Consider the following 26,119-nt stretch of genomic DNA (forward strand, 5'->3'; position numbering starts at 1 on the left):
AAAAGGGCCCCTCAAATAACAGAAAGTGTGCCCAACCCGCGACACGCCGACCAGACACACATTTTGCTACTTAACCCTGCCCGGGTAATGCTCTACCTGGGCACTTTTGCTGCCGGTGCTAAATAGCGGTGGAGCTGGCTAGGTCCTAGGAAGACTTCTGAGTCGGGTTATCGGTGCCATCGACTGCAGCTGCAAGGGCAGAGAGGGACTCCTCCATGACGTCGTCGGTGAAGTTCTCCTCGGACATCTTGCGGACATTGTCCAGCTCGATTTCGGAGCGATCGTACGTAAGGGTAACGCGGGTGGAGTCGGAGCCCTCGGGTTCGAGCTCGTAGAGCCACTTGGCGCCCACCTTGACCTCGGCGGTGGTGTTTTCCACGTTCTGCCAGCCGATGACCTTGTTCTCCTGGAAGGCGAAGACCTCGTTACGGGTCTGGTAGTCGCCGTCCTCCTTGGTCATGTTCATGGTGAAGGTGTCGCCCACAGCCTGGATACGGTCGCCCTGGTCGAGGGAGACCACCATGCCGGAGTTATCGGTCTCTGGGTGGCGTGCGGGATTGGAGAGGATGTCGAAGATCTCGCTTGCGGAAGCGTCAATAACGCGTGTTGCGGAATTCGTCTCAGTCATGGCACCCACGGTACCGAAAACATTCGGGGGTGGGGTTGTGCTGGGATTGAGGCCCCGGCGGGGCCGGGTGACCGTGGGCTATCGCGGAATCTGCCAGCAAGGGAACAATTAGGGCCAAGCAACCAACGAAAGGATGACACCCTTCGGGGTGGACCCAGTGGGGGTAATCGCTTATCCCTGCCTTGAGTGTCACACGTCACAACTTAAGGGTGGATTGGAACGTTGGTAAAGAGGCACATGTAACGGTTGCGTGCCCGGGATGGCGAAACCACTGTGTATCGCGGTGACGTGGTGGGGTCGCCGGGCGGGGAGGGGGAGACGTCGATAAGCGAATGTGCTCAGGCCCACATGCAGCGACCGCGACTGCGATCGCGGGCGGGGGTGACTGAAGATCTAAGAAACCACTAAGTAGTGAGAAGGCTGCAGGGAACCGTAAAGTTAAATCGACACTGGAGGTGCCATGACTGTTCAAAATGCAGACCGCGACGCAATTCGTCACGGCAAAATTACCGAAGAGCCGCTGCGTGAGCGGCCAGGAGTGCCTACCTGGGCACTCAAGCTCATCATGGCCGTGACCGGCCTGATTTTCTTCTTGTTCGTCATCGGCCACATGGTCGGTAACCTCAAGATCTTCATGCCGGACCACGGCGATGTGCCGGCTATCGATGAATACGGCCACTTCTTGCGCACAATCGGAAACCCGCTCTTCCCGGGCGAGTCCTTCCTGTGGATTATTCGCATTGTGCTTCTGGCCTGCTTGTTCCTGCACATTTGGGGTGCGTTCGCGCTGAACGCCCGCTCGCGCCAATCTCGCGGTAAGTTCCGCCGCACGAATCTGATGGGCGGAATCCAGTCCACCGCTGCGCGCTGGATGCTGATCACCGGTGTGATTCTTCTGCTGTTCATCATTTTCCACCTGTTGGACATGACGTTCGGTGAGGTCGTTGCGTCGGACGCGTTCGAATACGGCGCTGTGAAGAACAACATGCTGGCCACATTCGCGCCCGCACGCTGGCCGGTCACTTTGTTCTACGTTGTGGCCATGCTCGCGCTGTTCATGCACCTCACCCACGGTGTGTACCTGGCTGTGTCTGACCTGGGCTGGCTGGGTAAGCGCGGCCACGCGATCATGATCGTCCTGGCTTACTGGATCCCGGCGATTGTGGTGCTTGCCAACATCGCTATGCCGCTGTCCATTGCATTTGGAATCGTGCACTAGGAAACGCTGGAGGAATCTGAAATGACTACTGCACACAACGCGGCGGGCGCCGACAAGCCCAAAGACCCGCAAGCGGAGCCCCACAACACGGGTAAGGGCCTTGGCGAACAGGGCGAGAAGATCGTCAAGCCCGCCAGCGCGCAGGCAACCGTCGACCGCCCGGCTGAGGCTGAGGGCGCTGACACCACCACCCCGGCTGCGGAGAAGGACGCGAACAAGGACTTCACCAACCCGCAGTCCAAGGCTGCAGGCGTGACCCCGGGCAACATTCTGGAGAACAACGAGCCCAAGGGCGTGCCGATGCGCGATATGTGGGCTTACCAGAAGGACCACATGGAGATGGTCTCTCCGCTCAACCGCCGCAAGTTCACCGTCATCGTGGTGGGCACCGGCCTGTCCGGCGGTGCAGCTGCAGCTGCACTGGGTGAGCTGGGCTACAACGTGAAGAACTTCACGTACCACGACGCACCGCGCCGCGCGCACTCCATCGCTGCACAGGGTGGTGTGAACTCTGCCCGCGGTAAGAAGATGGATAACGACGGCGCGTACCGCCACACCAAGGACACCGTCAAGGGCGGCGACTACCGCTGCCGCGAGTCCGACTGCTGGCGCCTGGCGGTTGAGTCCGTCCGCGTCATCGACCACATGAACGCCATCGGTGCTCCGTTCGCCCGCGAGTACGGCGGCGCCCTGGCGACTCGTTCCTTCGGTGGTGTCCAGGTGTCCCGCACCTACTACACCCGTGGCCAAACAGGTCAGCAGCTTCAGCTGTCCACGGCATCTGCCCTGCAGCGTCAGATCCACCTGGGCAACGTGGAAATCTTCACCCACAACGACCTGCTCGACTACATCATCACGGAGAAGGACGGAAAGAAGCGCTGCGAGGGCATTGTCACCCGCAACCTGATCACGGGTGAGATTGTCCCGTTCACCGGCCACGCCGTCATTCTGGCTACCGGTGGTTACGGCAACGTGTACCACAAGACCACGCTGGCGAAGAACTCCAACGCTTCCGCCATCATGCGTGCCTACGAGCACGGCGCTTACATGGCGTCGCCGGCGTTCGTGCAGTTCCACCCGACGGGCCTTCCGGTCAACGCGAAGTGGCAGGCGAAGACGACTCTGATGTCCGAGTCGCTGCGTAACGACGGCCGCATCTGGGTCCCGAAGGAAGAAGACGACGACCGCGACCCGAAGGACATCCCGGAGGAGGAGCGCGACTACTTCCTGGAGCGCCGCTACCCGGCCTTCGGTAACCTTGTGCCCCGCGACGTCGCATCGCGTGCCATCTCCCAGGAGATCAACGCTGGCCGCGGTGTCGGTGCGCTGAACAACGCTGCGTACCTTGACTTCACCGACGCCATCGAGCGCCTGGGTAAGGACACCATCAAGGAGCGTTACTCGAACCTGTTCGAGATGTACTACGACTCCGTCGGTGATGACCCGTACGAGTCCCCGATGCTCATCGCCCCGACCGTTCACTTCACCATGGGCGGCCTGTGGACCGACTTCAACGAAATGACCTCCATCGACGGTCTCTTCGCTGCCGGCGAGTGCTCCTGGACATACCACGGTGCTAACCGCCTGGGTGCGAACTCGCTTCTGTCCGCATCCGTGGACGGCTGGTTCACCCTCCCGTTCTGCATCCCGAACTTCCTGGCCGGCCACCTCAACGAGCCGGTTCTGGAACTCGAGGCTGAGGAGGTCACCGCAGCTGTGACCCGCGCCCAGGACCTGGTCAACCGTCTGATGACCGTCGAGGGTGAGGAGCCGCACGGCCCGGACTTCTACCACGAGCAGCTCGGCGCTATTCTCTACGAGTCTTGCGGTGTTGCCCGCAACGTGGAGAACATGGAGAAGGGCCTGGAGCGCGTGCGCGAGCTGCGTCGCGAGTTCTGGGCGAACGTGAACATCCCGGGTGACGCGATGGACATGAACCAGACGCTGGAGAACGCCATCCGTGTGGCGGACTACATCAACCTGGGTGAGCTGATGATCATCGACGCTCTCGACCGCGATGAGTCCTGTGGTGCCCACTACCGCGAGGACCACCTCTCCGAGGACGGCGAGGCAGAGCGCGACGATGAGAACTGGTGCTTCGTCTCCGCCTGGGAGCCCGCCGGCGATGAGCAGTTCATCCGCCACGCAGAACCCCTGTACTTCGACTCGATCCCGCTGATGACAAGGAACTACAAGTAATGAAACTGACACTTGAGATCTGGCGTCAGGCCGGACCCGACACCGAGGGAAACTTCGAGACCGTCCAGGTCGACGACGCTGTGGAGCAGATGTCCATCCTGGAGCTGCTGGACCACGTCAACAACGCCCGCGTCGAGGCCGGTGAAGAACCCTTCACCTTCGCCTCCGATTGCCGCGAGGGCATTTGCGGCACCTGTGGCCTGTCGGTCAATGGCCGCCCCCACGGTGCCGGCCAGAACACCACGGCTTGCCTGCAGCGCCTGTGGAACTACAAGGACGGCGACACCCTGAAGATCGAGCCGTTCCGCTCGGCTGCTTTCCCGGTGATCAAGGACCTCACCGTGGACCGCTCCGCGCTGGACCGCGTGATGGAGCAGGGCGGCTACGTGTCCATCCAGGCTGGTACTGCACCGGACGCTGACACGTTGCACGTCAACCACCAGACCGCTGAGAAGGCGCTCGACTTCGCCGCCTGCATCGGTTGCGGCGCATGTGTGGCTGCCTGCCCGAACGGTGCTGCGCACCTGTTCACCGGCGCGAAGCTGAACCACCTCAAGCTCCTGCCGCTGGGCAAGGAGGAGCGTGGCAAGCGCGCCCGCCAGATGGTGGACGAGCTGGAGACCAACTTCGGCCACTGCACCCTCTTCGGCGAGTGCGCGGACGTCTGCCCGGCAGGCATCCCGCTCGAGGCTGTCGGTGCCATCAACAAGGAGCGCGCACGCGCCGCCTTCCGCGGCAAGGACGACTAAAGTAGAAGTCACCTTCTAGAAAGAGAGACGAAACGATGAGCGGACACGCAGGTCCCGCACCCGTTGCGGACATCGCCTCCGAGAGTTTCCCGGAGTACGGCCAATCCCTTCATTCGGGCTACCTGGACGGGTATGAGCCGGTTTCCCTCGGTGCGCCGCACTCCTCCCTGATGAAGACCCGCACCTGGGTGGGCATGGGGCTGATGCTGGCTTCTCTGGCTGGCATTGGCACCCTGATCTACGGTGCTGGAACGCACCTGTGGGGCCACGGTGCAAGCCCGGACATCACCAACACGCTTTTCATCGTGGGTGGGGTGTTCACGGCTGTCACGCTGATCGGTGCGATCATCGCGATCGTTTCCGGCCGCAGCGACTACAAGGCCTACCGGAAGGAGACGGGCCGTCTTAACTAGGCGGTGATCGTCGTTAAGCAAGTGCCTCCCGCTTCGTGCGGGAGGTTTTTTGCGCTTTAATCAACTCATGACAAACCACGAACTTGCGCACACCCGCGCGCCGCTGGAGGTCCCGGGCCCATCGCCGGAAGTTGAGGCGGAGCGTCGCCGCTCGTTGCGGATGCACAAGACGTGGGTGACGGGCCTGCTGGTCCTGGCCGCAGTGATCTTCCTGGCGTGCACGTGGTGGATTGAGCACGACGTGCATCACGCGCCCGCCTGGGTGGGGTACGTTCGCGCGGCCGCGGAGGCCGGCATGGTCGGCGGCCTGGCGGACTGGTTCGCTGTCACGGCGCTGTTCCGCTACCCGATGGGCATTCCGATTCCGCACACGGCGCTGGTTCCCAAGAAAAAGGACCAGATCGGCGGGGCCCTGAGTGAATTCGTCGGCGAGAACTTTCTCAACGCGCAGCTGATCACGGAGAAAGTCTCCGAAGCCAACATTCCGGAGAAGGTCGGTGCATGGCTTGCGCAGCCGGAGAATGCCGAGAAGGCATCGGAGCAGGTCGGCCGCTTCACGGCGAGCGCGGTCGCGGCAATCGATCCGGAAGACGCGGAAGCGCTGATCAACCACCAGTTCATCGACCGGGTGGCGGAGCCTGCGTGGGGGCCGCCGCTGGGCCGGGCGCTCGATGGGCTGATCGCGGACGGCAAGGTCGAGCCGATTGTGGAGGAGATCATCTCCTGGGGCCGCAACAAGGTGAACACCATGGAGGAATCCGTGGTCACCATGATTGACGAGCGCATGCCGCGTTGGGCCCCGAAATTCGCCAAAGACCTCGTCGGTGAGCGCGTGTACCGCGAGCTGCAGGACTTCATGTGGGAGATTGACACCAACCCCCAGCATGAGGCGCGCCGCGCCGTCCGCCGCACGATTTCGCAGTTCGCGCAGGATCTGCAGTCCGACCCGAAGATGATCACGCGGGTCGAGGACATCAAAGCCGACATCATGGGGTCCAACGCCGTGCAGTCAGCGGCGAGCGGAATCTGGGCCTCAGCGTCGCAATCGCTTATCGACGCTTCCACCGACCCTTCCTCCCTCCTGCGGCGGCGCATCACCGAACTGGCGCGGGAATGGGGCACTCGCATCACCACCGACCCGCAGCTGCGTGCAGACTTGGACGCACGGATCGAGGGTGCGTCCCGGTTCATCGCGGACAATTACGCCAGCGACATCACGGCGATCATCTCCGACACCATTGAGCGCTGGGACGGCCGTGAGGCTGCCGACAAGATCGAGCTGATGGTGGGCAAAGACCTGCAGTTCATCCGCGTCAACGGCACGATCGTCGGTGCCCTGGCTGGCCTGGTCATCTACACGGTGTCGCAGTTGCTGTTCTAGCCCCCCGGTTGTTTGCCGCCGGGCTGTCTAGACTGAGAGGCACACACCTGCCGATCACGTTCTACGATTCTGGAGACCTCTGCCATGACCAACGCAACCCCGAACGGCCCTGCTAACGACGACAACTTCATGAACGCTCTGCGCGGCGTGGGCGATGCCTCGCTCAACGCGTGGTCCCGCTTGGGGGACCTTGCGGGCGAGTTCAGCAGCAACTTCCGCGCGGACCGTGATGCTGACGTGGACACCGGTGCCCACCACGCTGTGGATGAGGAGCTCACCCACGCCCACTCGGGCCTTACGGAGCAGTTCAAGGCAGCTATCGCCAACGCCCGCGAGGCTTACCAGGGCGCAGCCAACGACCGTGACTTCCGCGCCGCAACCACCTCGTTCGCCTCGGATGCAGAGTCCATTTTCCGCGACTTCGCTGGCAGCGTTACCCGCGCCGTGGACACTGCCCGCGAGTCCGATGAGGCGAATCAGACCAAGGCCGCTTTCGGCTCCGCTCTCGATGAGATCCGCGAGACCTTCAACACCGCTGTCGGGCAGGTCCGCAGCCGCGCCGAAGAGTCTGACGTGGATGTCGAAGGCACTGTGGCCGATCTGCGCAGCCGCCTGGAGGAAGTGATCGCCCGAGTGAGCAACACGTTCAACGGCGGCGACAACGCCTCCGATATTGTGGAGCACGACCCGACCGACGGTAACAACCCCGACGAAACTGACAACCGCTAGAAAGGTTCGGCCTGAACGCTATGACGCTTCTCAACCTCCAGAACATGCCGCTTGAGGGATGGATCATGCTGTCGCCAGCTTTGCTCCGCAGCGTCCTCATGCTGATTGTGGGTCTGGCGGGCATTGCGGGGGCAGTCATGGCGGGCCTGACCCGTTCGGACGCATTCCCGGCAGGCGACCGCATGCCGAAGGTCGCGTGGGTAGGCATCTTGCTGGTCAGCTCGCTTGCGTGTTTGAGCGGTAGGGCATTCATCGGCCTGATTGGCTGCGTGTTCATCGGTTTGTACTTCTTTGATGTCCGTCCGCACCTGAAGAACATTATCGGCGGGAATTACAGCTGGTGACCGACGATCTCACCTGGCTCGCCCCGCGCGTCGGCCGCAACCGCGTTCACCGCGGTGGGGTCAGCGATGAACAGTTCGCGTCGCTTATCGACGTCGCACGCGCCGGCCACATCGTCGAACCCACCGGCGTCACCGCCCAGGCTGCGAAGCACGACACCAGCACCGGCGGCGGAACGGGCGGCGTCATCGCTCTCATCGGGTGGCCGACGGGCCGCCACCACAGCCTGATCAAAGCCGCCGAGGCGCGCCTTGCCGTAGATGAAGGGGCGACCGAGGTCTGGTTGTCAGTCGACGACGCGCTGGTGAGTTCGGTAAAAGGTTTGAACGCCGTGCTTGCAGACATCATTGCCGTGCGCCAGGTCGTGGATTCCCGCGCCCGCCTCGGAGTGACGTGCCCCGCCGCAGTGGGGGTGGACGCCATCACTCAGCTAGACGCCGTGGCCCAGCATGGGGGAGTCGATCTCCTCGCGGTGGAACTGGGGGACTCAAGCGACTCAAGCGAGCCGCCTGCGCTGAATGGGCTCGCGTGCGAGTCAGCCTTTTACGGCACCATCCCCACGTTGGACGCTGCGCTGGACCTGCTGCTGGCAGGCGCTGCGCGCGTATTCGTGTAGCTGCGTTGCGCGCGGGCTACACCGCCAATTCGTTGAGGTGCACGTTGTGGCCGTAGACAACGATGCTGAACCCGTTGTCGATGACGGAGAACTCGCGGAATTCCAGCGGTCCGGCCACCTGGTCGTTGATGCCGCTTTGGAGCGCGGCACTGACTGCCTCGGAGAAGAAGTCCGGTAGGTTCCGGCCGAGAATCTGGGTGGACACGGCCGTGAAGGAGAGTTGGTTATCGACGATCTCCGGGCGGAGCTCGACCCCGAACGCGCCGTTGGAGAACGTGATGTTGAAGGTTCCGTCGGCGGGGTTGGTGTCCACGTCGGAGACGGTGAGGATCTCGTTGTACTCGGCGAACCGGCCTTCGTTGGATTCCTCCAGCGCATTACCCAGCTCTTTTTGGAGCATGTCGCGGACGAGTGCTTTGGGTACTTCGGTGGACAAGGTGAGTTCGTCCGCACTCGGATCCTCGGAGTCGAGGACGAAGCCGGTGGCGTTGATAGTCGCCGGCGGGTTGCCCACAATGGCGTTGCTATCCGGCGTGAGCGTGGACGGAACGTCGATATTTATCTGGTGGAGTTTGCCCTGCACCAGCCCGAAGACAACGGGCATGGCGCCGAAGTGGACCTCGGCGTCTTGTTGGGCGGCGACGCTTTCGGGCGCACTTTCCCGCAGGCTGGTCTTGATCTGATCGGTGATGAACCAGCGCAGCGCTAGTTCAGCGATGAAGAACAGCACCAAGATGACGGCAATGATGCCGAAGGCGATTTTCCAGCCTTTCCCGGTGGAGCCTCTGGAGCCAGCCGGGCCCGCAGGGTAATTGCGTGTCATGGAAAGCCATTCTGGTTGAGTTCTATGCCGTTTGCCAACATGCCACCGGAGGAATCCGCTGTGAAGTGGCTGTACACCCCAAGATTACTGGTTACTTGGCGCGACGATGTCCCACCCCACCGTGAGAGTGTTGTCGCGGATGCGGCGGCGGATGGGGTCGAGGGGCCAGCCGTCGGCAAGCAAAAGCGCGCGTGCCTCCCGCCAGCGGACGCGCGGGCCGTGCGGCGCCCACCCGGAGGAGCGCTCCCAGGCAGCGTCTGCGGCCGAGAGCAGCGCATGAATGGGTTCACCGGGGACATTGCGGTGGATGAGCACCTTCGGCAGGCGTTCGGCGACGTCGCTCGGCTTATCGACGTCCTCCGGGTCCCACGCCAACGTCAACGACTCCGGTCCAGTCGCGCTGAGCAGCACCCACGCCGCACGGCGACCCAACTCGTCGCACGTGCCCTCGATGAACAGCCCGCCCGGGGCAAGCCGCCCGCAGACGGATGCCCAGGCCGCCTCCACATCCGCGACGTCGTACTGGCGCAGCACGTTGAACGCCCGGACTAAGTGGGGTTGGTAACCGGCCAGTTCAAACCCGCCGAGTTCGAAGGTCACGCCGTCGCGGGGCGGAAGCACCCGATCCGGGTCGATCTCGAGCCCGATGACGCGGGCAGAAGGGTTGATCTGGCGCATCCAGCGGGCCCATTCGACGGTGGTGGTGTGGGAGGCGCCGTAGCCGACGTCGATAAGCACAGGCGCAGGCTCCGCGCGCAACAGTGACTGGACCTGCGGGTGGTAGCGCGTCCACCTGTCGGAGCGGCGCAGGCGGTTATACCCGGTGGTGCCGCGGGTGATCACGCCAAAAGGCCGACCATGCCCAGTCTGCGCGCGCAGATTATGGGCGTGGTCGGCCATTTCTAGGGGTGTCTCGTTCGCGAGCGTGCGAAACTACAGGTTCTCAGAAATCCACTTGTCGGTGAGCTCGCCTTCCTGGCTGAACAGGTCGCCGAGCGCCTCGCCGACCTTCGGCTCAATAGCCGGGCCCATGAAAGGGATGTTCACGGAGACTTCGTTGTCGTAGCTCAGGGTGGTGGTGTCACCAGAGCCGGCAAGCTTAATGGAGCCGCCGAAGTCAACCGGTGTGCCCTTCACGTCCGCGGTGTAGGAGACATCTGCGTTCTCACCCTCAAGCGCGCCGATGTTGACCACACGCTTGACCTTCAGGGCCTGAGAAACCATGGACTGCACGGCCTCCGGCAGGACGGTGGTGGGCAGAACCTCGTACAGGGTGACCGAGTTGTCAGTGAACTCGGCGACCTCGCCCGGCTCAGGGGAGAGGTGCTGCGCAATGTAATCCCAGTACTCGCGCGTTGACAGTGCCTTGTGCACCTTCTCAGCCGGCTGGTTAATGGTCACAGTGTTTTCGCTATGAGTTGCCATGGGATACAGACTACCGTTGTTCACGTGTCTGAATCATTAGCGCCCCTGAGCTTCAAGGATCTCACCACGCTGCGCGTCGGCGGCGTGCCACGCGCGGTGCACCGCGCGGAAACAGCAGATGAGCTCGCACGCACAGTCTCGCTTCTCGACGCTTCCACCACCCCCCTCATCATCGTCGGCGGTGGCTCGAACCTCGTCGTCGCCGAGGGCGATCTGAACCTTGACGTAGTGCTCGTGGCGAACGACGACGTGACTGTCAATGCAGACGGTGTGCCGGGCCTGGTCCGCGCCGGGGCCGGGGCAGTGTGGGACGACGTGGTCGCGCAAACTGTCGCGGCCGGGCTGTCCGGCATCGAGACGTTGTCGGGAATCCCCGGGTCCGCCGGTGCGACCCCGGTGCAGAATGTCGGTGCGTACGGTGCCGAGGTCTCCGACGTGCTTACCCGTGTGCGCCTGTACAACCGCGAAACCGGTGAAGACGAGTGGGTCTCCGCCAGCTCGCTCGACCTGGCGTACCGCTACTCCAACCTGAAATTCACAGGCCGTGCCGTTGTCCTGGAGATCGAGATGCAGCTCGAGCCGTCCGAACTCTCCATCCCGCTGCGCCACCTGGGTGGTGAGCGCCTCCCGCTTGCCGACGCCCGCGCAGAGATCCTCCGCGTCCGCGCCTCCAAAGGCATGGTCCTCGACCCCGCAGACCACGACACCTGGTCCGCCGGGTCCTTCTTTACCAACCCGATTGTGACCCCGGCTGTTGCGGACCGGGTTGCCGCGCTGGTCAATGACGTCGCGCCGGGTGAAGGCGACACCATGCCCCGCTACCCGGTGCCCGCGTCTGGGGAACACCCTGATGGGGCCGTGAAGCTCTCCGCCGCCTGGATTATCGAGCGCGCCGGCTTCCCCCGTGGCTTCCCCGGCGACGCCGATCCCAACGCTCCCGCCCGGCTGTCCACCAAGCACACTCTCGCGCTGACCAACCGCGGCACCGCTACCGCCGACGACATTGTCGCCCTGGCCCGCACCATCCGCGCGGGTGTGCAGGACAAGTTCGGCGTGACACTCGAGCCGGAGCCGGTCTGGATCGGCGTGTCCATCGATTAGCGCGCTAGCTCGCTCGTGGTCCGAGCTGCGCAAAAGTTGACATTTCGATTGTATTGGTAGAGCGATAGAAAACCCCTACCAGGCGCTTTGAAACCATAAGCTAAAGCGCATGTAAAGTTTTGCGCAACCGCGCGGATGCTCGCGCCAATACCCGTGCGGCCCCACGTGCGCATGCGAAAACCCGGCCACGTGCGGAACCTGAATGGTTCGACCTGGCCGGGTTTCTGTGAGCGACTAGTTCTCGGGCTCGTTGAGGCGGTGACGTCCGGCGTTGTCGTCGGCTTCCCCACCCTGGTCGCCCTGTTCGGCCTGGCCAGCCTGCTCAGCCTGAACCTCGTTGCCTTCGGGGGCCTGCTCGACGGACCAGTTGTTTTCCTTCTCGCCCTTCTGGATCTCTTCCTCGGTGGGCTGCTCTGGCTTGCCGTCGGAGTTTTTGCCGTCGGCGGCGGTGCCGGCGTTGAGGCGGTCGAGTAGTGACTGCTGGACCTCGCGGCGGCGGATCTTGCCGGTCATATCGCGGTTGAGTTCCTCGAAGTGGTAGAAGGTGCGCGGCACCTTGTACGGGGTGAGGCGCTCACGGGCGTAGTCCTGCAGGCCCTGCGGGTCGAGAGCGGCGCCTTCTGCAAGGGTGACGCAGGCGACGACGTCCTCGGAGCCGTCCTCGCGCGGGCGACCGACGACGGCGATGTCCTCGATGTCGCGGTGTTCACGCATGACGTTTTCAACCTCGTCCGGGTAGACGTTGAAGCCACCGGTGATGATCATCTCCTTGATACGGGAGACCAGGCGGATCCAGCCGTCTTCCTCCATGACACCCATGTCGCCGGTGCGGAAGTAACCGTCGGCGAAGGCCTTCTCGGTGGCTTCGGGCTTGTTCAGGTAGCCCTTCATGACCTGCGGGCCCTTGACCACGAGTTCACCGGCTTCGCCATCGGGCATGACCTCGGTCGGGTTGTCCGGGTTGACAATGCGCACGATGGTGTTCGGGAACGGCACGCCGACGTAGCCTGGGCGGCGCGAGCCGTCCATCGGGTTGGCAGTGACAATCGGAGAGGTCTCAGTCAGGCCGTAACCTTCAACCAGGTTGCCGCCGGTGACCTTCTCCCACGTCTCCACGGTGGTGACCGGCAGGGTGGAAGCCCCGGAGAAGGAGTTGCGGATCGAGGTCAGCTTCTTGCCGCCCTCCAGTGCAGACTGGCCGATGCGCTGGTACAGGGTGGGAACGCCCGGCATCCAAGTCGGAGGGTTCTTCTTCAGCGCGTCCTGGATCAGGTCCGGCTCCGGAGCGGGCAGCAGGATGATTTCACCGCCAACCATCATGCCCAGGCCGAGGTTGAGGGCGAGACCGTAGACGTGGAAGAGCGGCAGGACAGCCAGGATCTTCTCGTCTTCCTTGCCCAGGTCCTGCACCCAGGCCTTGCCGGCCTTCATCTGGTGGTTGAAGTTGCCGTGGGTGATCTGCGCACCCTTGGGTTCGCCGGTGGTGCCGGAGGTGTAGAGGATGACTGCGGTCGTGTCCTGGTCGATGTCCGGGTTTTGCAGGTCGTGGCCTTCACCGCCGATCGCGGACGACAGCAGGGTTTCGAACGGAATAGTGTCGGGGGCCGGGCCGGAGAGCTTCTTACGGGACTCGCGCAGCTTCTTCAGCGGCACGTATTTCAGGGCCAGCTCCATGTACTTCGGCATGGACTTGGTCATGTCGACGGAGACGATGGTCTCCAGTGGAGTGTCCTTGCGCAGGCCGCCCAGGTTGCCGGCAGCCTTGTCCCACATGATGGCCACGCGTGCGCCGTGGTCGTTGAACTGGACGCGCAGCTCGTGCTCGGTGTAGAGCGGGTTGTGGGCGACCACGGATGCGCCGAGCTTCAAAACAGCGATGAAGGAGATGACGAACTCGGGGCAGTTGGGCATGACCAAAGCAACGCGGTCGCCCGGACGGACACCGAAGGCCTTCAGGCCGGCGGCCGCGCTGCGGACCTGCTTGTCCAGCTCTGCGTAAGTCGTGGTCTTGCCGAAGAACCACAGCGCGTTCTTGTAGGACTTCTTTGCCAGCGTGGCGTCGTAGATGTCCAAGATGGTGTCGTTGCCCAGCTCCACCTCGTGCGGGGTCCACTCCGCGTAGCTGGATAACCAGGCTTTTTCTTCGTATGCCGACATGGCTGTCTGCCCTCCAAACGTGATCAGCGATTGATTTACTTTGCCTAAGTGTAGTTGTGATTCGACAGTTTCGACGGAATATTTATGATCTTTGTCACCTTGCTGCCAGTTGTCTGAATGTCGCTGCCCGCCAGGTGCAGTCTTGCCGGCGGCAGGGTAACCGGGCGAAACATGCCCGTCGGCGGTACACTCGCAATGAATCGGGAAACCTTTCGGGCGTTTCCGCACTTTCAGGGGATCATCGGGGGGGGAATTGAGATGACCGATCTGTACCAGAAGTACGCCAACACCGGGCTGGGGGAGTGGGTGCCGGATGGGCCCGTCCCGCAGCCGGAGGTGCGAGCTGAGGCGGGGCAGGGGTCCGTCGATAAGCATGCTGAAAGCCACAAGCGAGCGCCGCAGAGCCTCGACCAGGCAAACGTCGTGCGCGGCGTCAAAGCACCCCCGGCGAAAGGGTGGCGCAAGCTCGTCCATGGTGCCTCGGGTGGACGGATCAATCCCGGTGCCTCTCGCAAAGAATTGGCGGCCGCGACGTTAGAGGAAGCCATGCGCACGCCTTTACGCGGTGATTATCGGATCGCGGTGATGTCGCTCAAGGGCGGGGTGGGCAAAACGACAACGACGGTCGCGTTGGGGTCGGTATTGGCGGAATCGCGCGGTGACAGGGTGATCGCCATTGACGCGAACCCGGACTTCGGCACCTTGGCCCAACGCGTCGCCGCGCCGGGCCCAGCGACGATCCGCGATCTACTCGCGGCCTCAGACACGTCGCGGTACGCGCACGTCCGCGGGTTTACCACGCAAGGGGCTTCCCGCCTCGAAGTCATTGGCTCCGAACGCGACCCGGCCGTGTCGGAGGCGTTCAGCGAGTACGACTACCGCCGTGCCGTCGACATCCTGCAGCACCACTACAACCTCATCCTCACTGACTGCGGGACAGGGCTGATGCACTCTGCCATGGCGGGCGTGTTGGATTTGGCCAACACGTTGATCCTGGTCAGCTCGCCGGCTCTCGACGGCGCACAGTCCGCCTCGGCGACTTTGGACTGGCTCAACCTGCACGGTTATGACAGGCTCGCGGCCAACGCGGTCGTTGTGGTGTCGTCGGCCACGCCGAAGTCGCCGGTGAACATGGACAGTGTGGTCGCGCACTTCGGCGCGCGGACCCGGGCCGTGCACGTGATTCCTTATGACCCGCACCTTGCTGAAGGTGCCGTGGTCGACATTGCGCGCCTGCACCCGCGGACAATGCAGGCATACCGCGAGCTCGCGGCTACTGTCGCCAGCGACTTCGGGCAGTGGCATAAGCACGCGCGATAGACTTCGGGTCATGCGCGTGGCCATGATCTCTATGCACACCTCCCCGCTGGAGCAGCCGGGGTCCGGCGATGCTGGCGGGATGAACGTTTACATTCTCAACATCGCCCGCGAGCTCGCAGCAAGCGGCACCGAGGTGGACATGTTCACCCGTGCGACGAGGCCCAGCCAGGGCGAGGTGGTGCGCGTCAGCGAGAATTTGCGGGTGGTCAATGTCGTCGCCGGCCCTTACGAGGGTCTGGCCAAAGAAGAGCTGCCCACCCAGCTCGCCGCCTTCGGCGGTGGCGTGATGCAGTTTGTCCGGCAGGAAGGCCGTCCCTATGACCTGATCCATTCCCACTATTGGCTCTCCGGCCAGGTGGGGTGGCTGTTGCGTGACCTTGCCGGGGTGCCGCTGATCCACACTGGTCACACGTGGGCGGCGGTGAAGAACGCGGCGCGCGAAGCTGCGGCGGACTCGGATTCCCCAGAGACGGAGGCCCGCCGCATTTGCGAGCAGCAGCTCGTGGACAACGCCGATTGCATCGTGGTCAACACTGCCGACGAGACCCAACAGCTAGTCCGCTATTACGATGCCGAGCCTGAGCGGATCAGCGTGGTCACCCCCGGCGCTGACACGCGCCTGTTCACGCCGGGCACGAACCGCAACACGGAGCTTGCCCGCCGCCACCTGGGCATCCCGTTGGACAGCAAAGTGATCGCGTTCGTGGGCCGCATGCAGGAGTTCAAGGGGCCGCAGGTGCTTATCCGGGCGGCTGCGGAATTGTTCGACCGCGACCCGGACCGCAACGTGCGCATCATCATGTGCGGTGGCGCGTCGGGTGCGGATTCATCGGTCGACTTCTACCGTGCGATGGCCCATAAGCTGGGCATTGGCCGCAAGGTTCGCTTCTTGGGGCCGCGCCCGCCAGAAGAGCTCGTCCAGATCTACCAGGCCGCAGATATTGTCGCGGTGCCCAGCTACAACGAGTCATTCGGTCTTGTCGCCATCGAGGCGCAGGCCGCGGGCACGCCAGTCGTCGCGGCGCGGGTGGGCGGTCTGCCTCTGGCCGTCGCAGACGGGGAAACGGGAGTGCTTGTCGACGGTCACACTCCCGACGCGTGGGCGGATGCGCTCGAGCAGTTGCTTATCGACGACTCCACCCGCCTCACCATGGCCACCGCCGCCGTGAAACGCGCTGCCGCGTTCAGTTGGGCGGCGTCAGCCGAAGCACTCTCGCAGGTGTACGCCGAGGTGCTAGAGGGGTTCACCCCCATGGATCACAGGGACGCCACGGGGGAGTAGCCCTTTACTCGTAACCGAGTTCCTCCAGTGCCCACTGGAAGCCGACATTGGACAGGGCATTGCCGTAGGCCGTGGCGGCCGTTCCCACCTCGGTGGCGAACTCATTGGCGGCGGAGGCAACCTCCGGAACCGTTGCCTGTCCGGTGGCGACAGCCACGGCCGAGCCAGCGGCGAGCGTCTGCGCCTCTGCGCCGATGACAGCGGCATCCTGCTGAGCGGACTCAACCACCATGCCGAAGACCTCTTGGTTGGTGGGCGGAACCAGATCCTCCGGGGCCACATCCGGGTTGTTCTCCAGGATGTAGGAGTCGACAGCGTTGTCTTCTTCGTCCATGGAGACGAACTCTGCACGCGGCTGGTTCGGAGCAGCGGGGGTGAAGTAGTCGTTGACCTGGCCGTCCGGAACGTCGTAGGCGAGCTCGATGGCACGGTCAGCGCGCTGCGCAGTGCCCAGCGGGCCGACGCCGAGGGAGGACACGCCAATGATCTGACCGGTGGAGGGGTCAAAGTTCACCCCGCCCGAGTCGCCGTGCTTGTAATCCAGCGAGACGTGCCAGACGTTGTCTGCCGTGTAGAGCAGCTGGTAACCGCACTTGCGGGCGCCGATCATTCCGTCCTTACAGATCGGCTGGCCGAAGTTGTCGAAGGAGACCTCGCCCGGGCGCAGCGTGCGGTAGTCGCGCACACCGGTCAGCGTCACGGGGGTGGAGCCGTTGCGGTTCGCCTTGTCCTTGGAGGAGGCGGAACCGTCGACGGCAGTGTCGTCGTCAAGCACCACGATGCCCCAGTCAACCGTGGTCATCGCCGTTTCCGGGATCGCGAGGGGATTCACCGGCGCCCCGCCTTGGAAATGAACCATGCCGGTTGCGCCGATGCGTTCGTAGCCGTCGCGCGTGGGTGCGTAGACATCGCTGCCCAGCAGCAGGCCGGTCTCGGTGTCACCGACGACGCAGTGGCCAGCGGTCACCATGATGCGCTGGGTCGTGCCATCAGGCAGAAGCACATCGCCAATGGGGCCTTGGCTGCAGGCGAGAGTGAATGCCTCCGGCGGCATATCCATGCCCGTGGCTTCTTCGACGCTGACATCCGGGCCAAACGGGAATTCGGGGTCATACGGCAGCACGCGCATTGGCGCGCCGGGAGCAGCTGCAGCGCCCGTGTCAGCATGGGCCTGCGGTGCTGCCTCAGTGGCGGTGGCGAGGGTGAGAGTGCTGAACGCGAAAGCCAGCACAACGGCGGGAGAGAAAATACGACGAGTAATCACATGAAGAACATAAGCCACATCTGGCTGAATTTCTACTTAACTTCCTGTGAGAAAAATGACCAGCGAAAATAGCCAGAAAATGGCATGCTGGGGGTTATGAGCAACGGAAAGCTAATCCTTGTACGCCACGGACAGAGCACCTGGAACGAGTCCAACCAATTCACAGGCTGGGTTGATGTTGACCTGACTGAAAAGGGCGAGACTGAAGCAGTCAACGCCGGCAAGCTGATGAAGGAAAAAGGCATTCTGCCGGACATCGTGTTCACCTCCCTGCTGCGTCGCGCGATTCGCACCGCGAACATTTCCCTGAACGCGGCTGACCGTCACTGGATCCCGGTGACCCGCAACTGGCGCCTCAACGAGCGCCACTACGGCAAGCTCCAGGGCCTGAACAAGGCAGAGATCCGTGAGGAGTTCGGCGAGGAGCAGTTCATGGAGTGGCGCCGCTCTTACGACACTCCGCCTCCGGAGATCGACACGGACAACGAGTACGCGCAGACCGACGACCCGCGCTACGCGTTCCTGCCGGAGGTTCCCCGCACCGAGTGCCTCAAGGATGTCGTCGAGCGCTTCCTGCCGTACTACATCGACTCCATCCTGCCGCAGGTCCTGGACGGTAAGAACGTCATGGTTGCAGCGCACGGTAACTCCCTGCGTGCGCTGGTGAAGTACCTGGACAACATTTCCGACGAGGACATTGCCGGACTGAACATTCCCACCGGTATGCCGCTGGTGTACGAGTTCGATGACAACGGCCAAGTAACCAACCCGGGCGGTACCTACCTGGACCCGGAGGGCGCTGAGGCTGGCGCGGCCGCCGTGGCCAACCAGGGCAACAAGTAGCCTGCATGACGCAGTGGGCGATAATTAACACGTGAATTACGTTCTCGCCTTCCTTGCGGGAGGCATTGTCGTCGCCCTCGCGATCGGCGGAACCACGTGGCTCCGCCGCTGGCGGGGGCGTACCCGTACCAGCGACAACCCCGCAGACAACCAAGTCCGCACAGTCAGCCAGATCCTGCACTTGGTCATCCAGGGGTCGCCGACCGGTGTCACTGTCGTGGGCAGAAAAGGCGATGTCATCCTGTCCAACGGCCGCGCCCACGAGATGTCGATTGTGCATGACAGGACGCTGAACCCGGAGGTGTGGGGCGTCGGCAAGCAAGTGTTTGAGGACGCAGAGACCCGCGTCTTGGAATTGAACCTCAAGCACCGCTCGACCGGCTCCCGCGTGAACAACGTGCGCGCGGTGGTGCAGCCGCTGACTTTGTCGGAGAACAGCTACATCATCGTGTACTCGGTGGACGAGTCTGAAAATGTGCGCATGGAATCCGCCCGCCGAGACTTCGTGGCGAACGTCTCGCATGAGCTGAAAACCCCCGTCGGCGGCATGTCGTTGCTGGCCGAGGCTCTGCTGGAGGACCCGAACGACCCGGAGATGGTCACCTACTTCGGTGAGAAACTGGTCGGGGAAGCTCAACGCATGGGCGCAATGATCACCGACTTGATCAATCTGTCCAAGCTGCAGGGTGCTGAAGCGCTCCCGGAAATGGCCGCCGTGACCGTCGACGAGATCATCGACGAAGCGATGGAACGCAACCTTCTCACTGCCGAAAACCAAGAGATCGAGCTCAACCGCGGCGAACGCACCGACACAATGATCATGGCAGACAAGTCTCTGTTGATCACGGCTCTGTCGAACCTGATCACAAACGCGATCAATTACTCGCCGAAAGGTCAGCCAGTCAGCGTTAGCCAAAAAGTCGTCCGCGATTCGGTGGTGCTCATCCGCGTCACTGACCGCGGCATTGGTATCGCGCCGGAAGACCAGAAGCGTGTGTTCGAGCGTTTCTTCCGCGTGGACAAGGCGCGGTCGAGACAGACGGGCGGGACGGGGCTCGGTTTGGCCATCGTCAAGCACGTCGTGGCAAACCATGGCGGTAATATCAAGCTGTGGTCGCGTTTGGGAACGGGATCAACGTTCACGATCGAGTTGCCGGTGCACAAACCGGACCCGTCGAGTGCAACGGTCGTTCCCACAGAGATCGCCGAGTTGGACAATAAGGAGCAGCAATGACACCGACCATCCTGATCGTCGAGGATGAGGAATCGCTGGCAGACCCGCTTGCCTACCTTCTGCGCAAGGAAGGCTTTGAGGCGGTTGTCGCGCCGGACGGCCAGGCCGCGCTGACGCAGTTCGAGGCCAATAATGTCGACTTGGTTCTGCTCGACCTGATGCTGCCGGGCATGTCGGGGACCGACGTGTGCAAGAAGCTGCGTGCCACCTCCGATGTGCCGATCATCATGGTCACCGCGCGCGATACGGAAATCGACAAAGTCGTCGGCCTCGAGCTCGGTGCGGATGACTATGTGACCAAGCCGTACTCCACCCGCGAACTGATCGCCCGCATCCGGGCCGTGCTGCGACGCCGTTCCGATGTTGCGGACCCGCCGGGGGAGGAAGAGTCCAGCGAGAACATCCTCGAGGGCGGCCGCGTGCGTCTCGACGTCGAGCGTCACACCGTCTACGTCGACGACCAGCCTGTTCCGATGCCATTGAAGGAATTCGACCTGCTCGAGTACCTTATGCGCAACGCTGGCCGTGTGCTCACCCGCGGTCAGCTCATCGACCGCATCTGGGGTTCGGACTACGTCGGCGACACCAAGACCCTCGACGTGCACGTCAAGCGCCTGCGCACGAAGATCGAACAAGAGCCCTCCCGTCCGGAGCAGCTCATCACTGTCCGCGGGTTGGGCTACAAGTTCGAAGCGTGATGTCGCCGGCGTCGCGGCGTCACGATTGTGCGGCGCGGGTCGCCGGGTGCACGGCCTTCGATTCTGCGGGTAGTGCGGCGCGGGCTTCGCAATGCTTCGCGACGATCCCGTATGCCTCCGCACCGATCAACTGCGTCAACTCGTCTTTCATCGACTTCCACACAGGAACCGCAGTGCTCGAGCCAGAGTGGCAGGCAGGGTCGTTGGTGCACCACCAGTCGAAGTCTTCGCCCCCGTCGCCCCACTGACGGCGGTCGTACTCGCCGATGGTGGTGCGCAGGATTTCTTGGCCGTCGCCGCGCTCCTCCCACGAGTCCTCGCGGGAAAATGGCACCTGCCAGCACACTTCCGGTTTTGAACCGATGATGTTGCGGCCTTCATCCATTGCCCACTGGTGCAGTGCGCACCCGGGGCCGGTGGGGTGGCCGTGGCGGTTGGCGAAGATGCACGCTCCGTCGACAAGCTTTGTTTTGATGGAGGGTTCCTCATCGTCCTCGTCCCACTCGAGCCACGGCTCCAACTCGGTCGGGTCGGCTGCCTCTATATAGCTGTCGACATCGTCGGGGCGCAGCTGCCAGAACCGTGCGGGCATGTCGGCTACAGCGTTGTAAAGGTCGTCGCGGTCGTGCTCGTCCGACAGGTAGGCACCGTGGATGCAGCACCCAACGACTGGGAGTTCTTGTGAAATACCGCGGCACTGCGGTGTGCCGAAGCGGCACGACCATGTCGATTCCAGCCACGTGAGGTCGAGGGAGAAGTAGTGCAATGGATCGTCGGGGTGGACGAATTCGAACCATTCGTGCGGGAAATCAGGTGGCAATTCATGGCCTGCACGGATTGATTTTCCAGCGGGGGAGTCAGATGGAAAGCCCAAAAACACAGGTTGGTTCACAGTGAATCACGGTAGACGGTCTAGTGTTGAGCCTGTGCGACTAGGTGTATTGGACGTGGGCAGTAACACTGTCCACCTCGTGGCAGTAGATGCAAAAAGCGGCGGCCGCCCGACGCCAATGAGCGACTGGAAGCAGTCGCTGCGGCTCGTGGAAATGCTCGATTCTGAGGGCAACATCGACGACAAGGGCGTGAAAAAGCTCACCGAAGCGGTGCAAGAAGCCGCTGATCTGGCGGATAACCTCAAGTGCGAAGAATTCCTCGCCTTCGCCACCTCTGCGGTGCGGTCTGCCACCAACTCCCAAGAAGTGCTGGCTCACCTGGAAAAGAAGACCGGCGTGAAGCTCAAGGTGCTTTCCGGTCAGGACGAAGCACGGCTGACATTTCTGGCAGTGCGCCGCTGGTACGGTTGGTCCGCTGGGCGCATTACCAACTTGGACATCGGCGGCGGCTCGCTGGAGATGAGCACGGGTAATGACGAAGTCCCGGATATCGCCGTTTCCCTCGACTTGGGTGCTGGCCGCTTGACCCATGAATGGTTTGACTCTGACCCGCCGGAAAAGAAGACGGTGAACGCTCTTCGTGATTTCATTGACGCGGAACTGTCTTCCGCCGCTGAAGAGTTCCTCGTCCGCGGTGAAGCAGGTCTGGCCGTAGGTACCTCGAAGACGTTCCGGACCTTGGCGCGTTTGACCGGTTCCGCTCCGTCGTCCGCTGGCCCCTACGTCCAGCGCACGCTGACGGCTCCGGGTTTGCGCCAGCTCATCGCCTTCATTACCCGCATGACGGCGTCCGATCGGGCGGAGCTTGAAGGCGTGTCCTCCGACCGCTCCCACCAAATTGTGGCCGGCGCGCTGGTGGCGGAAGCAGCCATGAGGGCACTGAAACTTGATAAGTTAGATATCTGCCCGTGGGCATTGCGCGAAGGCGTGATCCTGCGTCAGATAGACATGGGACAGTCTGAAGGAGACGAGTAGATGGCCGAAAAGCAACTCACTGTTGCCGAGCTGATGGCCCGGGCGCAGCAGGAGAATCCCGAAACCGACGCTGAGGGCCAGCCCCGCCGCCGTCGTCGCCGCAGCATTGAAGAAGGCGGTGTGACCGTCGCCGAACTGACTGGCTCCTTCAAGAAGGTCAACGCCCGCCCGGCCCAGGTCAAGCACTCTTCTGTGCCGCTTGACGACGACACTGCCGAAAGCTCCGAGTCAGCCGAAGCGGTCAAGCCCGACGAGGCAGTTAAGTCTGACGCGGGTGTGAAGTCCGCCGAGTCGGAGGCGCCTGCGGACGAGCAGAAGGTCGAGCAGAAGTCCGAGGAAAAGACTGCGCAGAAGTCCGCGTCCAAGGATGCGGCCGAGGCATCTGCCACCGAGGGGCGTTCTGACGAGTCCCCGGTCGCACTGACCAAGTTCCGTCCTGTTCAGTCCACGCCGTCCCAAGCTGAGTCGTCCCAGTCTGAGGCGGATCAGACAGCTCAGCCAGCACAGGCAGCGCAGCCAGCCAAGCCCGAGCCGACGCAGCTCACGTCGGAGCAGCCTGACAACGCAGATGGCGTGACCCTGCGCAAGGTTTCCCGCGCGGATGCTGTCCAGGAGCGCGACACTGCTGAGGCCGCGGAGACGGAGCCGGCTACGCAGGTTCAGCCTGCCGTGCGTCCGGAACCTGCTGAGAAGCCCGCGCCGATGACATCTGTCCAGCACGAGACCCCGATGAAGCGCGATTCGAGCGAAACCAACGTCATCCCTGTTGTCGAGGATGAGCAGAGCACCGAGCCGAAGACGGCTGCTTTTGCCGCTCCCGTTCGCGAAGAGGCCCGCGAGGACGTGCGGGACCGCAAGGTCGAGCCGCGTCAGGAGCGGGCAGAGGATCGCCTTGATGAAGCCCGCGCCGATGGCGCTGTGGAGCCGACCTACGAGGATGTGGCCAAGTACGACGCTGAGGTAGAGGACACTAGTGTCAACCCGATCATGCTGGTGCTGCTCGTCTTCGCTGGCTTGATCCTGGGTGTGCTGGTCTTCCTTGGTTTCCAGTACCTTTGGGCCACCATGAATGCGATTGTGGTCGCAGTGTTGGCTGTGGCCGCAACGGGCCTCATTGTGCTGCTCGTTCGCGCGATGAAGACCGGCCGCGACGGCCTGACTCTCACGCTCGCCGGTGTTGCCGGCGCGGTGATGACGTTCGGCCCGGCGCTGATCTCAGCCGTCTAGTCTCAACACTGACCCCGCCCGCCCCGCACGCTCAGCGTGCGGGGTTTGCGCTTACAGGAGAAGAATCCCCGTGGTTGTTCTCGTTGAGAATTTCGGCGGGTGTGGCACGCTAGTGAGCCATGAGCAACATTGCAGTCATCGGCGCAGGCAATATCGGTGAGGCCCTGATCTCAGGGCTGGTCAACTCTGGCGTCGACCCGGAAACGATCACAGCGACAAACCGCACTCCGCAGCGCAGTGAGGAGCTGAACCGCCGGTACGGCGTGAACACGACAGACGACAACGAGGCGGCTACGACGAACGCTGACGTGTGCTTTTTGTGCGTGAAGCCGTACGCGGTCACGGATTTGATCGAGGAGCTGTCGGAGACGATCGCGAGCAACGAGACTGCAACTGTCGTCGTCTCCATGGCAGCCGGCGTCACGCTCGGTGCGATGACGGAGGCGGCGCAGAGCGCGGGCACACCCATCGTCCGCGTCATGCCGAACACCCCGATGCAGGTGGGCAAGGGCATCAGCGTCGTTGCATTTGGCAAGTATGTCGATGAGGACCAGCAAGAGCTCGTCACGGAGCTGCTGGGTGCGTGCGGCAAGGTCGCCGTCGTGCCTGAGTCGCTTATCGACGCTGCCGCAGCCCTTTCCGGTTCCGGCCCCGCCTACTACTTCCTCCTCACGGAGGCGTTGGTGGATGCCGGTGTGCAGATGGGGTTGCCGCGTGAGACTGCCATGCTGCTGGCCACGGGTACGGCAGAAGGTGCCGGGGCCATGTTGGCGCGCTCGGGTAAGCCGCCCGCAGATCTACGTGCAGACGTGTGTTCTCCGGCAGGAACGACTGTCCAAGCCGTCCGGGAACTGGAGGAATCCGGGATGCGTGGGGCCTTCTATCGGGCCGTAGAGGCTGCCACCAATCGGGCGGCTGAGCTGGGAGAATAACCAGATTGACGATAGTGACCCCGGGGTCCGCTGTGAAAAAAGTGAAAGTTTTCTTGCTTTTGAGTCGCATGTGACACTGTTTTCACGCTAGGCTGGTCCCGGCACGTGCGTGTCCAACTGTGGGAGGGGAAGCCTACAGCGCGCACCGGCTCTCTAGTGCTGGAGGTTTAACTAGAACATGGCAACTGAAGATAAAGGCAAGTTCCTGACCGTCGCTGAGGTCGCTGAGATCATGCGCGTTTCCAAGATGACGGTCTACCGTCTGGTCCACTCCGGCGAGCTGCCGGCAGTGCGCGTGGGCCGTTCGTTCCGCGTGAATGAGAACGCCGTCAACGAGTACCTGGATTCCTCGGTCTACGACGTCGACTCCGACGTGAGTTAGCCCCCCTCTTTTTGGATTCGCCCGGTCACGGCGCTAGACTTTGTACCCATTCATGTTGCGTGAGCGCCGCCTCGAGAGTGCACCTCGCGGCGTTGCCCCGGACCTGCCCTGGAACCGGAACGCGGCACGGAACTGTACGTACAAAGAGAAGCGAGGAAACCTATGGGTTCTGTGATCAAGAAGCGCCGTAAGCGCATGTCCAAGAAGAAGCACCGCAAGATGCTGCGCCGTACACGCGTTCAGCGTCGCAAACTGGGCAAGTAAAACTGCCCCGCTTCACGCCCGCCCCTGCCGTTTGGCCGGAGCGGGCGTCTTTTGGCTTTGGTTGACCCCGGCGAGCGTTCGGCCTAACGCTTCCGGCGGCGGCGCCACGCCAGCCCGCCACCAATCCCGGCTACGGCGCCTAAGGGAACAAGCACGCTGAGGAACACCCGGCGCACCGGGCGGTAGTCCCGGATGAGCCAGCCGTGTTTCGCGGCGTGCTTTCTCAATTGGCTGTCGGGGTTGATAGCTACCGGGGTTCCCACCATGGACAGCATGGGAATGTCATTGGCGGAGTCGGAGTAGGCGGTGCACTCCTCCAAGTTGAGTCCCTGGGCCTTTGCCAGAGCAGCGACGGCGTGCGCCTTACCCGGGCCGTGGAGGATATCTCCGACGAGACGGCCGGTGAACTGTCCGCCCTCTTCCTCCGCAACGGTGCCCAGGGCGCCGGTGAAACCGAGGCGCTCAGCCAGAATTTGCCCGACCTGCACTGGTGTTGCGGACACGAGCCACACTTGCTCGCCGGCGTTGATGTGCATCGAGGCGAGTTCGCGGGTGCCGGTGTAGGTGCGGGCGATCAAGTGAGCGTCGACAAGCTCTGCGCACAGGTCGCGCAGTTCGCTCACGCTCCACCCCGTGATGAAGCTCAGCGCTTTCTCACGGCCCTGCGCGATCGCGTCTGGCAGCTCCGCGCCGAACAAACGGTACCGGCCTTGAGCCACGAGATACGGGAAGATCTCGCTCAGCGTCAAAAATCCGCGCTTGAACAGCTGGTATCCCAGTGCGATGAGCGAATTTCCCTGGATCAGGGTGTTGTCTACATCGAAGAATGCAGCGGCGGTCGTGTGCTGCGGGATGTCCGGGTCGGGCTCGGTGACGCGCTCAGCGCTCTGGCCTACGGTCGAGGATGCGGCGGAGGCGGCGGCTTCGCCTGCGGTGCGCTGGTGGGCATCGTCGATAGGCGGAAGCGCAGTCTCCTCAAGGTAGCGCCGCAGATTGCCGCTCAAGCCTTCTCTCCCTTCGTGT

Annotated in this window: 27 protein-coding genes; 19 read left to right on the plus strand and 8 right to left on the minus strand. The window is 63.0% G+C overall.

Features of this window, described 5'->3' with window-relative positions:
• Positions 1–145: 145 nt before the first annotated feature.
• Positions 146–628 carry an SRPBCC family protein gene (locus KBX18_RS00005; protein ID WP_255994349.1) on the minus strand — a complete coding sequence of 161 codons (483 nt, stop codon included), beginning with the start codon at positions 626–628 and terminating at the stop codon, positions 146–148.
• A gap of 460 nt (positions 629–1,088) precedes the next feature.
• Here KBX18_RS00005 and KBX18_RS00010 point away from each other — a divergent pair, with 460 nt between their 5' ends.
• From KBX18_RS00010 to KBX18_RS00045, 8 genes are all read left to right on the plus strand, one after another.
• Positions 1,089–1,847 (plus strand): succinate dehydrogenase cytochrome b subunit, encoded by a 759-nt coding sequence (locus KBX18_RS00010; RefSeq protein ID WP_255994350.1) that lies wholly within the window; start codon positions 1,089–1,091, stop codon positions 1,845–1,847.
• A 21-nt stretch (positions 1,848–1,868) separates the two neighbouring features.
• Complete coding sequence (locus KBX18_RS00015; protein ID WP_255994351.1) at positions 1,869–4,046, plus strand: fumarate reductase/succinate dehydrogenase flavoprotein subunit; 2,178 nt, start codon at positions 1,869–1,871, stop codon at positions 4,044–4,046.
• Positions 4,046–4,795, plus strand: a complete 750-nt coding sequence (locus tag KBX18_RS00020) for a succinate dehydrogenase/fumarate reductase iron-sulfur subunit (RefSeq protein ID WP_005287042.1) — start codon at positions 4,046–4,048, stop codon at positions 4,793–4,795. Before KBX18_RS00015 ends, KBX18_RS00020 begins: the two co-directional genes overlap by 1 nt.
• Before the next feature lie 35 nt (positions 4,796–4,830).
• Positions 4,831–5,208, plus strand: a complete 378-nt coding sequence (locus tag KBX18_RS00025) for a hypothetical protein (protein ID WP_255994352.1) — start codon at positions 4,831–4,833, stop codon at positions 5,206–5,208.
• Between the two features lie 67 nt (positions 5,209–5,275).
• Entirely contained in the window at positions 5,276–6,589 is a 1,314-nt protein-coding gene (locus KBX18_RS00030; protein WP_255994353.1) for a DUF445 domain-containing protein, read from the plus strand.
• 84 nt (positions 6,590–6,673) lie between these two features.
• Complete coding sequence (locus tag KBX18_RS00035) at positions 6,674–7,318, plus strand: CGLAU_01105 family protein (protein ID WP_255994354.1); 645 nt, start codon at positions 6,674–6,676, stop codon at positions 7,316–7,318.
• A gap of 20 nt (positions 7,319–7,338) precedes the next feature.
• Positions 7,339–7,662: a DUF2516 family protein gene (locus KBX18_RS00040; protein WP_005287032.1), complete on the plus strand. Its 324-nt coding sequence runs from the start codon at positions 7,339–7,341 to the stop codon at positions 7,660–7,662.
• Positions 7,659–8,276 (plus strand): hypothetical protein, encoded by a 618-nt coding sequence (locus tag KBX18_RS00045; protein ID WP_255994355.1) that lies wholly within the window; start codon positions 7,659–7,661, stop codon positions 8,274–8,276. The genes KBX18_RS00040 and KBX18_RS00045 overlap by 4 nt, the downstream gene beginning before the upstream one ends.
• Positions 8,277–8,292: 16 nt before the next feature.
• Here the strand turns inward: KBX18_RS00045 and KBX18_RS00050 are convergent, their stop codons facing one another.
• From KBX18_RS00050 to KBX18_RS00060, 3 genes are all read right to left on the minus strand, one after another.
• A complete protein-coding gene (locus tag KBX18_RS00050) occupies positions 8,293–9,099 on the minus strand; it encodes an LmeA family phospholipid-binding protein (protein WP_255994356.1) in 807 nt (268 codons plus the stop codon).
• A gap of 84 nt (positions 9,100–9,183) precedes the next feature.
• Positions 9,184–9,999, minus strand: coding sequence for a class I SAM-dependent methyltransferase (locus tag KBX18_RS00055; RefSeq protein WP_005287023.1), 816 nt, complete (start codon positions 9,997–9,999; stop codon positions 9,184–9,186).
• A 33-nt stretch (positions 10,000–10,032) separates the two neighbouring features.
• Positions 10,033–10,524: a DUF2505 domain-containing protein gene (locus tag KBX18_RS00060; protein WP_255994357.1), complete on the minus strand. Its 492-nt coding sequence runs from the start codon at positions 10,522–10,524 to the stop codon at positions 10,033–10,035.
• Between KBX18_RS00060 and KBX18_RS00065 the strand changes: the two genes are divergently transcribed.
• Positions 10,513–11,625 carry a UDP-N-acetylmuramate dehydrogenase gene (locus KBX18_RS00065; protein ID WP_255994358.1) on the plus strand — a complete coding sequence of 371 codons (1,113 nt, stop codon included), beginning with the start codon at positions 10,513–10,515 and terminating at the stop codon, positions 11,623–11,625. The two genes, KBX18_RS00060 and KBX18_RS00065, sit on opposite strands and share 12 nt — an antisense overlap.
• Before the next feature lie 234 nt (positions 11,626–11,859).
• Here the strand turns inward: KBX18_RS00065 and KBX18_RS00070 are convergent, their stop codons facing one another.
• Positions 11,860–13,782: a long-chain-fatty-acid--CoA ligase gene (locus KBX18_RS00070; RefSeq protein WP_255994359.1), complete on the minus strand. Its 1,923-nt coding sequence runs from the start codon at positions 13,780–13,782 to the stop codon at positions 11,860–11,862.
• A gap of 258 nt (positions 13,783–14,040) precedes the next feature.
• Between KBX18_RS00070 and KBX18_RS00075 the strand changes: the two genes are divergently transcribed.
• Positions 14,041–15,102 (plus strand): MinD/ParA family protein, encoded by a 1,062-nt coding sequence (locus KBX18_RS00075; protein ID WP_005287012.1) that lies wholly within the window; start codon positions 14,041–14,043, stop codon positions 15,100–15,102.
• A gap of 10 nt (positions 15,103–15,112) precedes the next feature.
• On the plus strand, positions 15,113–16,384 hold the full coding sequence (gene mshA / locus KBX18_RS00080; protein ID WP_255994360.1) for a D-inositol-3-phosphate glycosyltransferase: 1,272 nt from the start codon (positions 15,113–15,115) through the stop codon (positions 16,382–16,384).
• Positions 16,385–16,388: 4 nt separating this feature from the next.
• Here mshA and KBX18_RS00085 read toward each other — a convergent pair whose 3' ends face one another.
• Positions 16,389–17,648 (minus strand): hypothetical protein, encoded by a 1,260-nt coding sequence (locus KBX18_RS00085; protein WP_050748768.1) that lies wholly within the window; start codon positions 17,646–17,648, stop codon positions 16,389–16,391.
• 96 nt (positions 17,649–17,744) lie between these two features.
• On the opposite strand from KBX18_RS00085, the gene KBX18_RS00090 reads away from it, so the two are divergent.
• The 3 genes from KBX18_RS00090 to KBX18_RS00100 are packed head-to-tail and all read left to right on the plus strand — an operon-like array spanning position 17,745 to position 20,423.
• Complete coding sequence (locus KBX18_RS00090; RefSeq protein ID WP_255994361.1) at positions 17,745–18,491, plus strand: phosphoglyceromutase; 747 nt, start codon at positions 17,745–17,747, stop codon at positions 18,489–18,491.
• A 31-nt stretch (positions 18,492–18,522) separates the two neighbouring features.
• Entirely contained in the window at positions 18,523–19,725 is a 1,203-nt protein-coding gene (locus KBX18_RS00095; protein WP_255994362.1) for an ATP-binding protein, read from the plus strand.
• The gene (locus tag KBX18_RS00100; RefSeq protein WP_005286999.1) at positions 19,722–20,423 is read left to right on the plus strand and encodes a response regulator; all 702 of its coding nucleotides are present in this window, start codon (positions 19,722–19,724) and stop codon (positions 20,421–20,423) included. The genes KBX18_RS00095 and KBX18_RS00100 overlap by 4 nt, the downstream gene beginning before the upstream one ends.
• A gap of 19 nt (positions 20,424–20,442) precedes the next feature.
• On the opposite strand, the gene KBX18_RS00105 is transcribed toward KBX18_RS00100, so the two are convergent.
• Entirely contained in the window at positions 20,443–21,315 is an 873-nt protein-coding gene (locus KBX18_RS00105; RefSeq protein ID WP_255994363.1) for a hypothetical protein, read from the minus strand.
• 34 nt (positions 21,316–21,349) lie between these two features.
• Between KBX18_RS00105 and KBX18_RS00110 the strand changes: the two genes are divergently transcribed.
• From KBX18_RS00110 to KBX18_RS00130, 5 genes are all read left to right on the plus strand, one after another.
• Positions 21,350–22,291 (plus strand): Ppx/GppA phosphatase family protein, encoded by a 942-nt coding sequence (locus KBX18_RS00110; protein ID WP_083770225.1) that lies wholly within the window; start codon positions 21,350–21,352, stop codon positions 22,289–22,291.
• Positions 22,292–23,518: a hypothetical protein gene (locus KBX18_RS00115; protein WP_255994364.1), complete on the plus strand. Its 1,227-nt coding sequence runs from the start codon at positions 22,292–22,294 to the stop codon at positions 23,516–23,518.
• 119 nt (positions 23,519–23,637) lie between these two features.
• Positions 23,638–24,450, plus strand: coding sequence for a pyrroline-5-carboxylate reductase (gene proC / locus KBX18_RS00120; RefSeq protein WP_005286988.1), 813 nt, complete (start codon positions 23,638–23,640; stop codon positions 24,448–24,450).
• A gap of 178 nt (positions 24,451–24,628) precedes the next feature.
• Positions 24,629–24,832 (plus strand): helix-turn-helix domain-containing protein, encoded by a 204-nt coding sequence (locus tag KBX18_RS00125; RefSeq protein WP_005286986.1) that lies wholly within the window; start codon positions 24,629–24,631, stop codon positions 24,830–24,832.
• Positions 24,833–24,994: 162 nt separating this feature from the next.
• A complete protein-coding gene (locus tag KBX18_RS00130) occupies positions 24,995–25,096 on the plus strand; it encodes a 30S ribosomal protein bS22 (RefSeq protein WP_003855542.1) in 102 nt (33 codons plus the stop codon).
• Positions 25,097–25,179: 83 nt separating this feature from the next.
• Here KBX18_RS00130 and KBX18_RS00135 read toward each other — a convergent pair whose 3' ends face one another.
• On the minus strand, positions 25,180–26,100 hold the full coding sequence (locus KBX18_RS00135) for an HAD family hydrolase (protein WP_370687210.1): 921 nt from the start codon (positions 26,098–26,100) through the stop codon (positions 25,180–25,182).
• Positions 26,101–26,119: the final 19 nt, after the last annotated feature.

Origin of the sequence: Corynebacterium sp. CCUG 69979 (genome assembly GCF_024454095.1) — a bacterium.
GTDB lineage: Bacteria > Actinomycetota > Actinomycetes > Mycobacteriales > Mycobacteriaceae > Corynebacterium > Corynebacterium genitalium.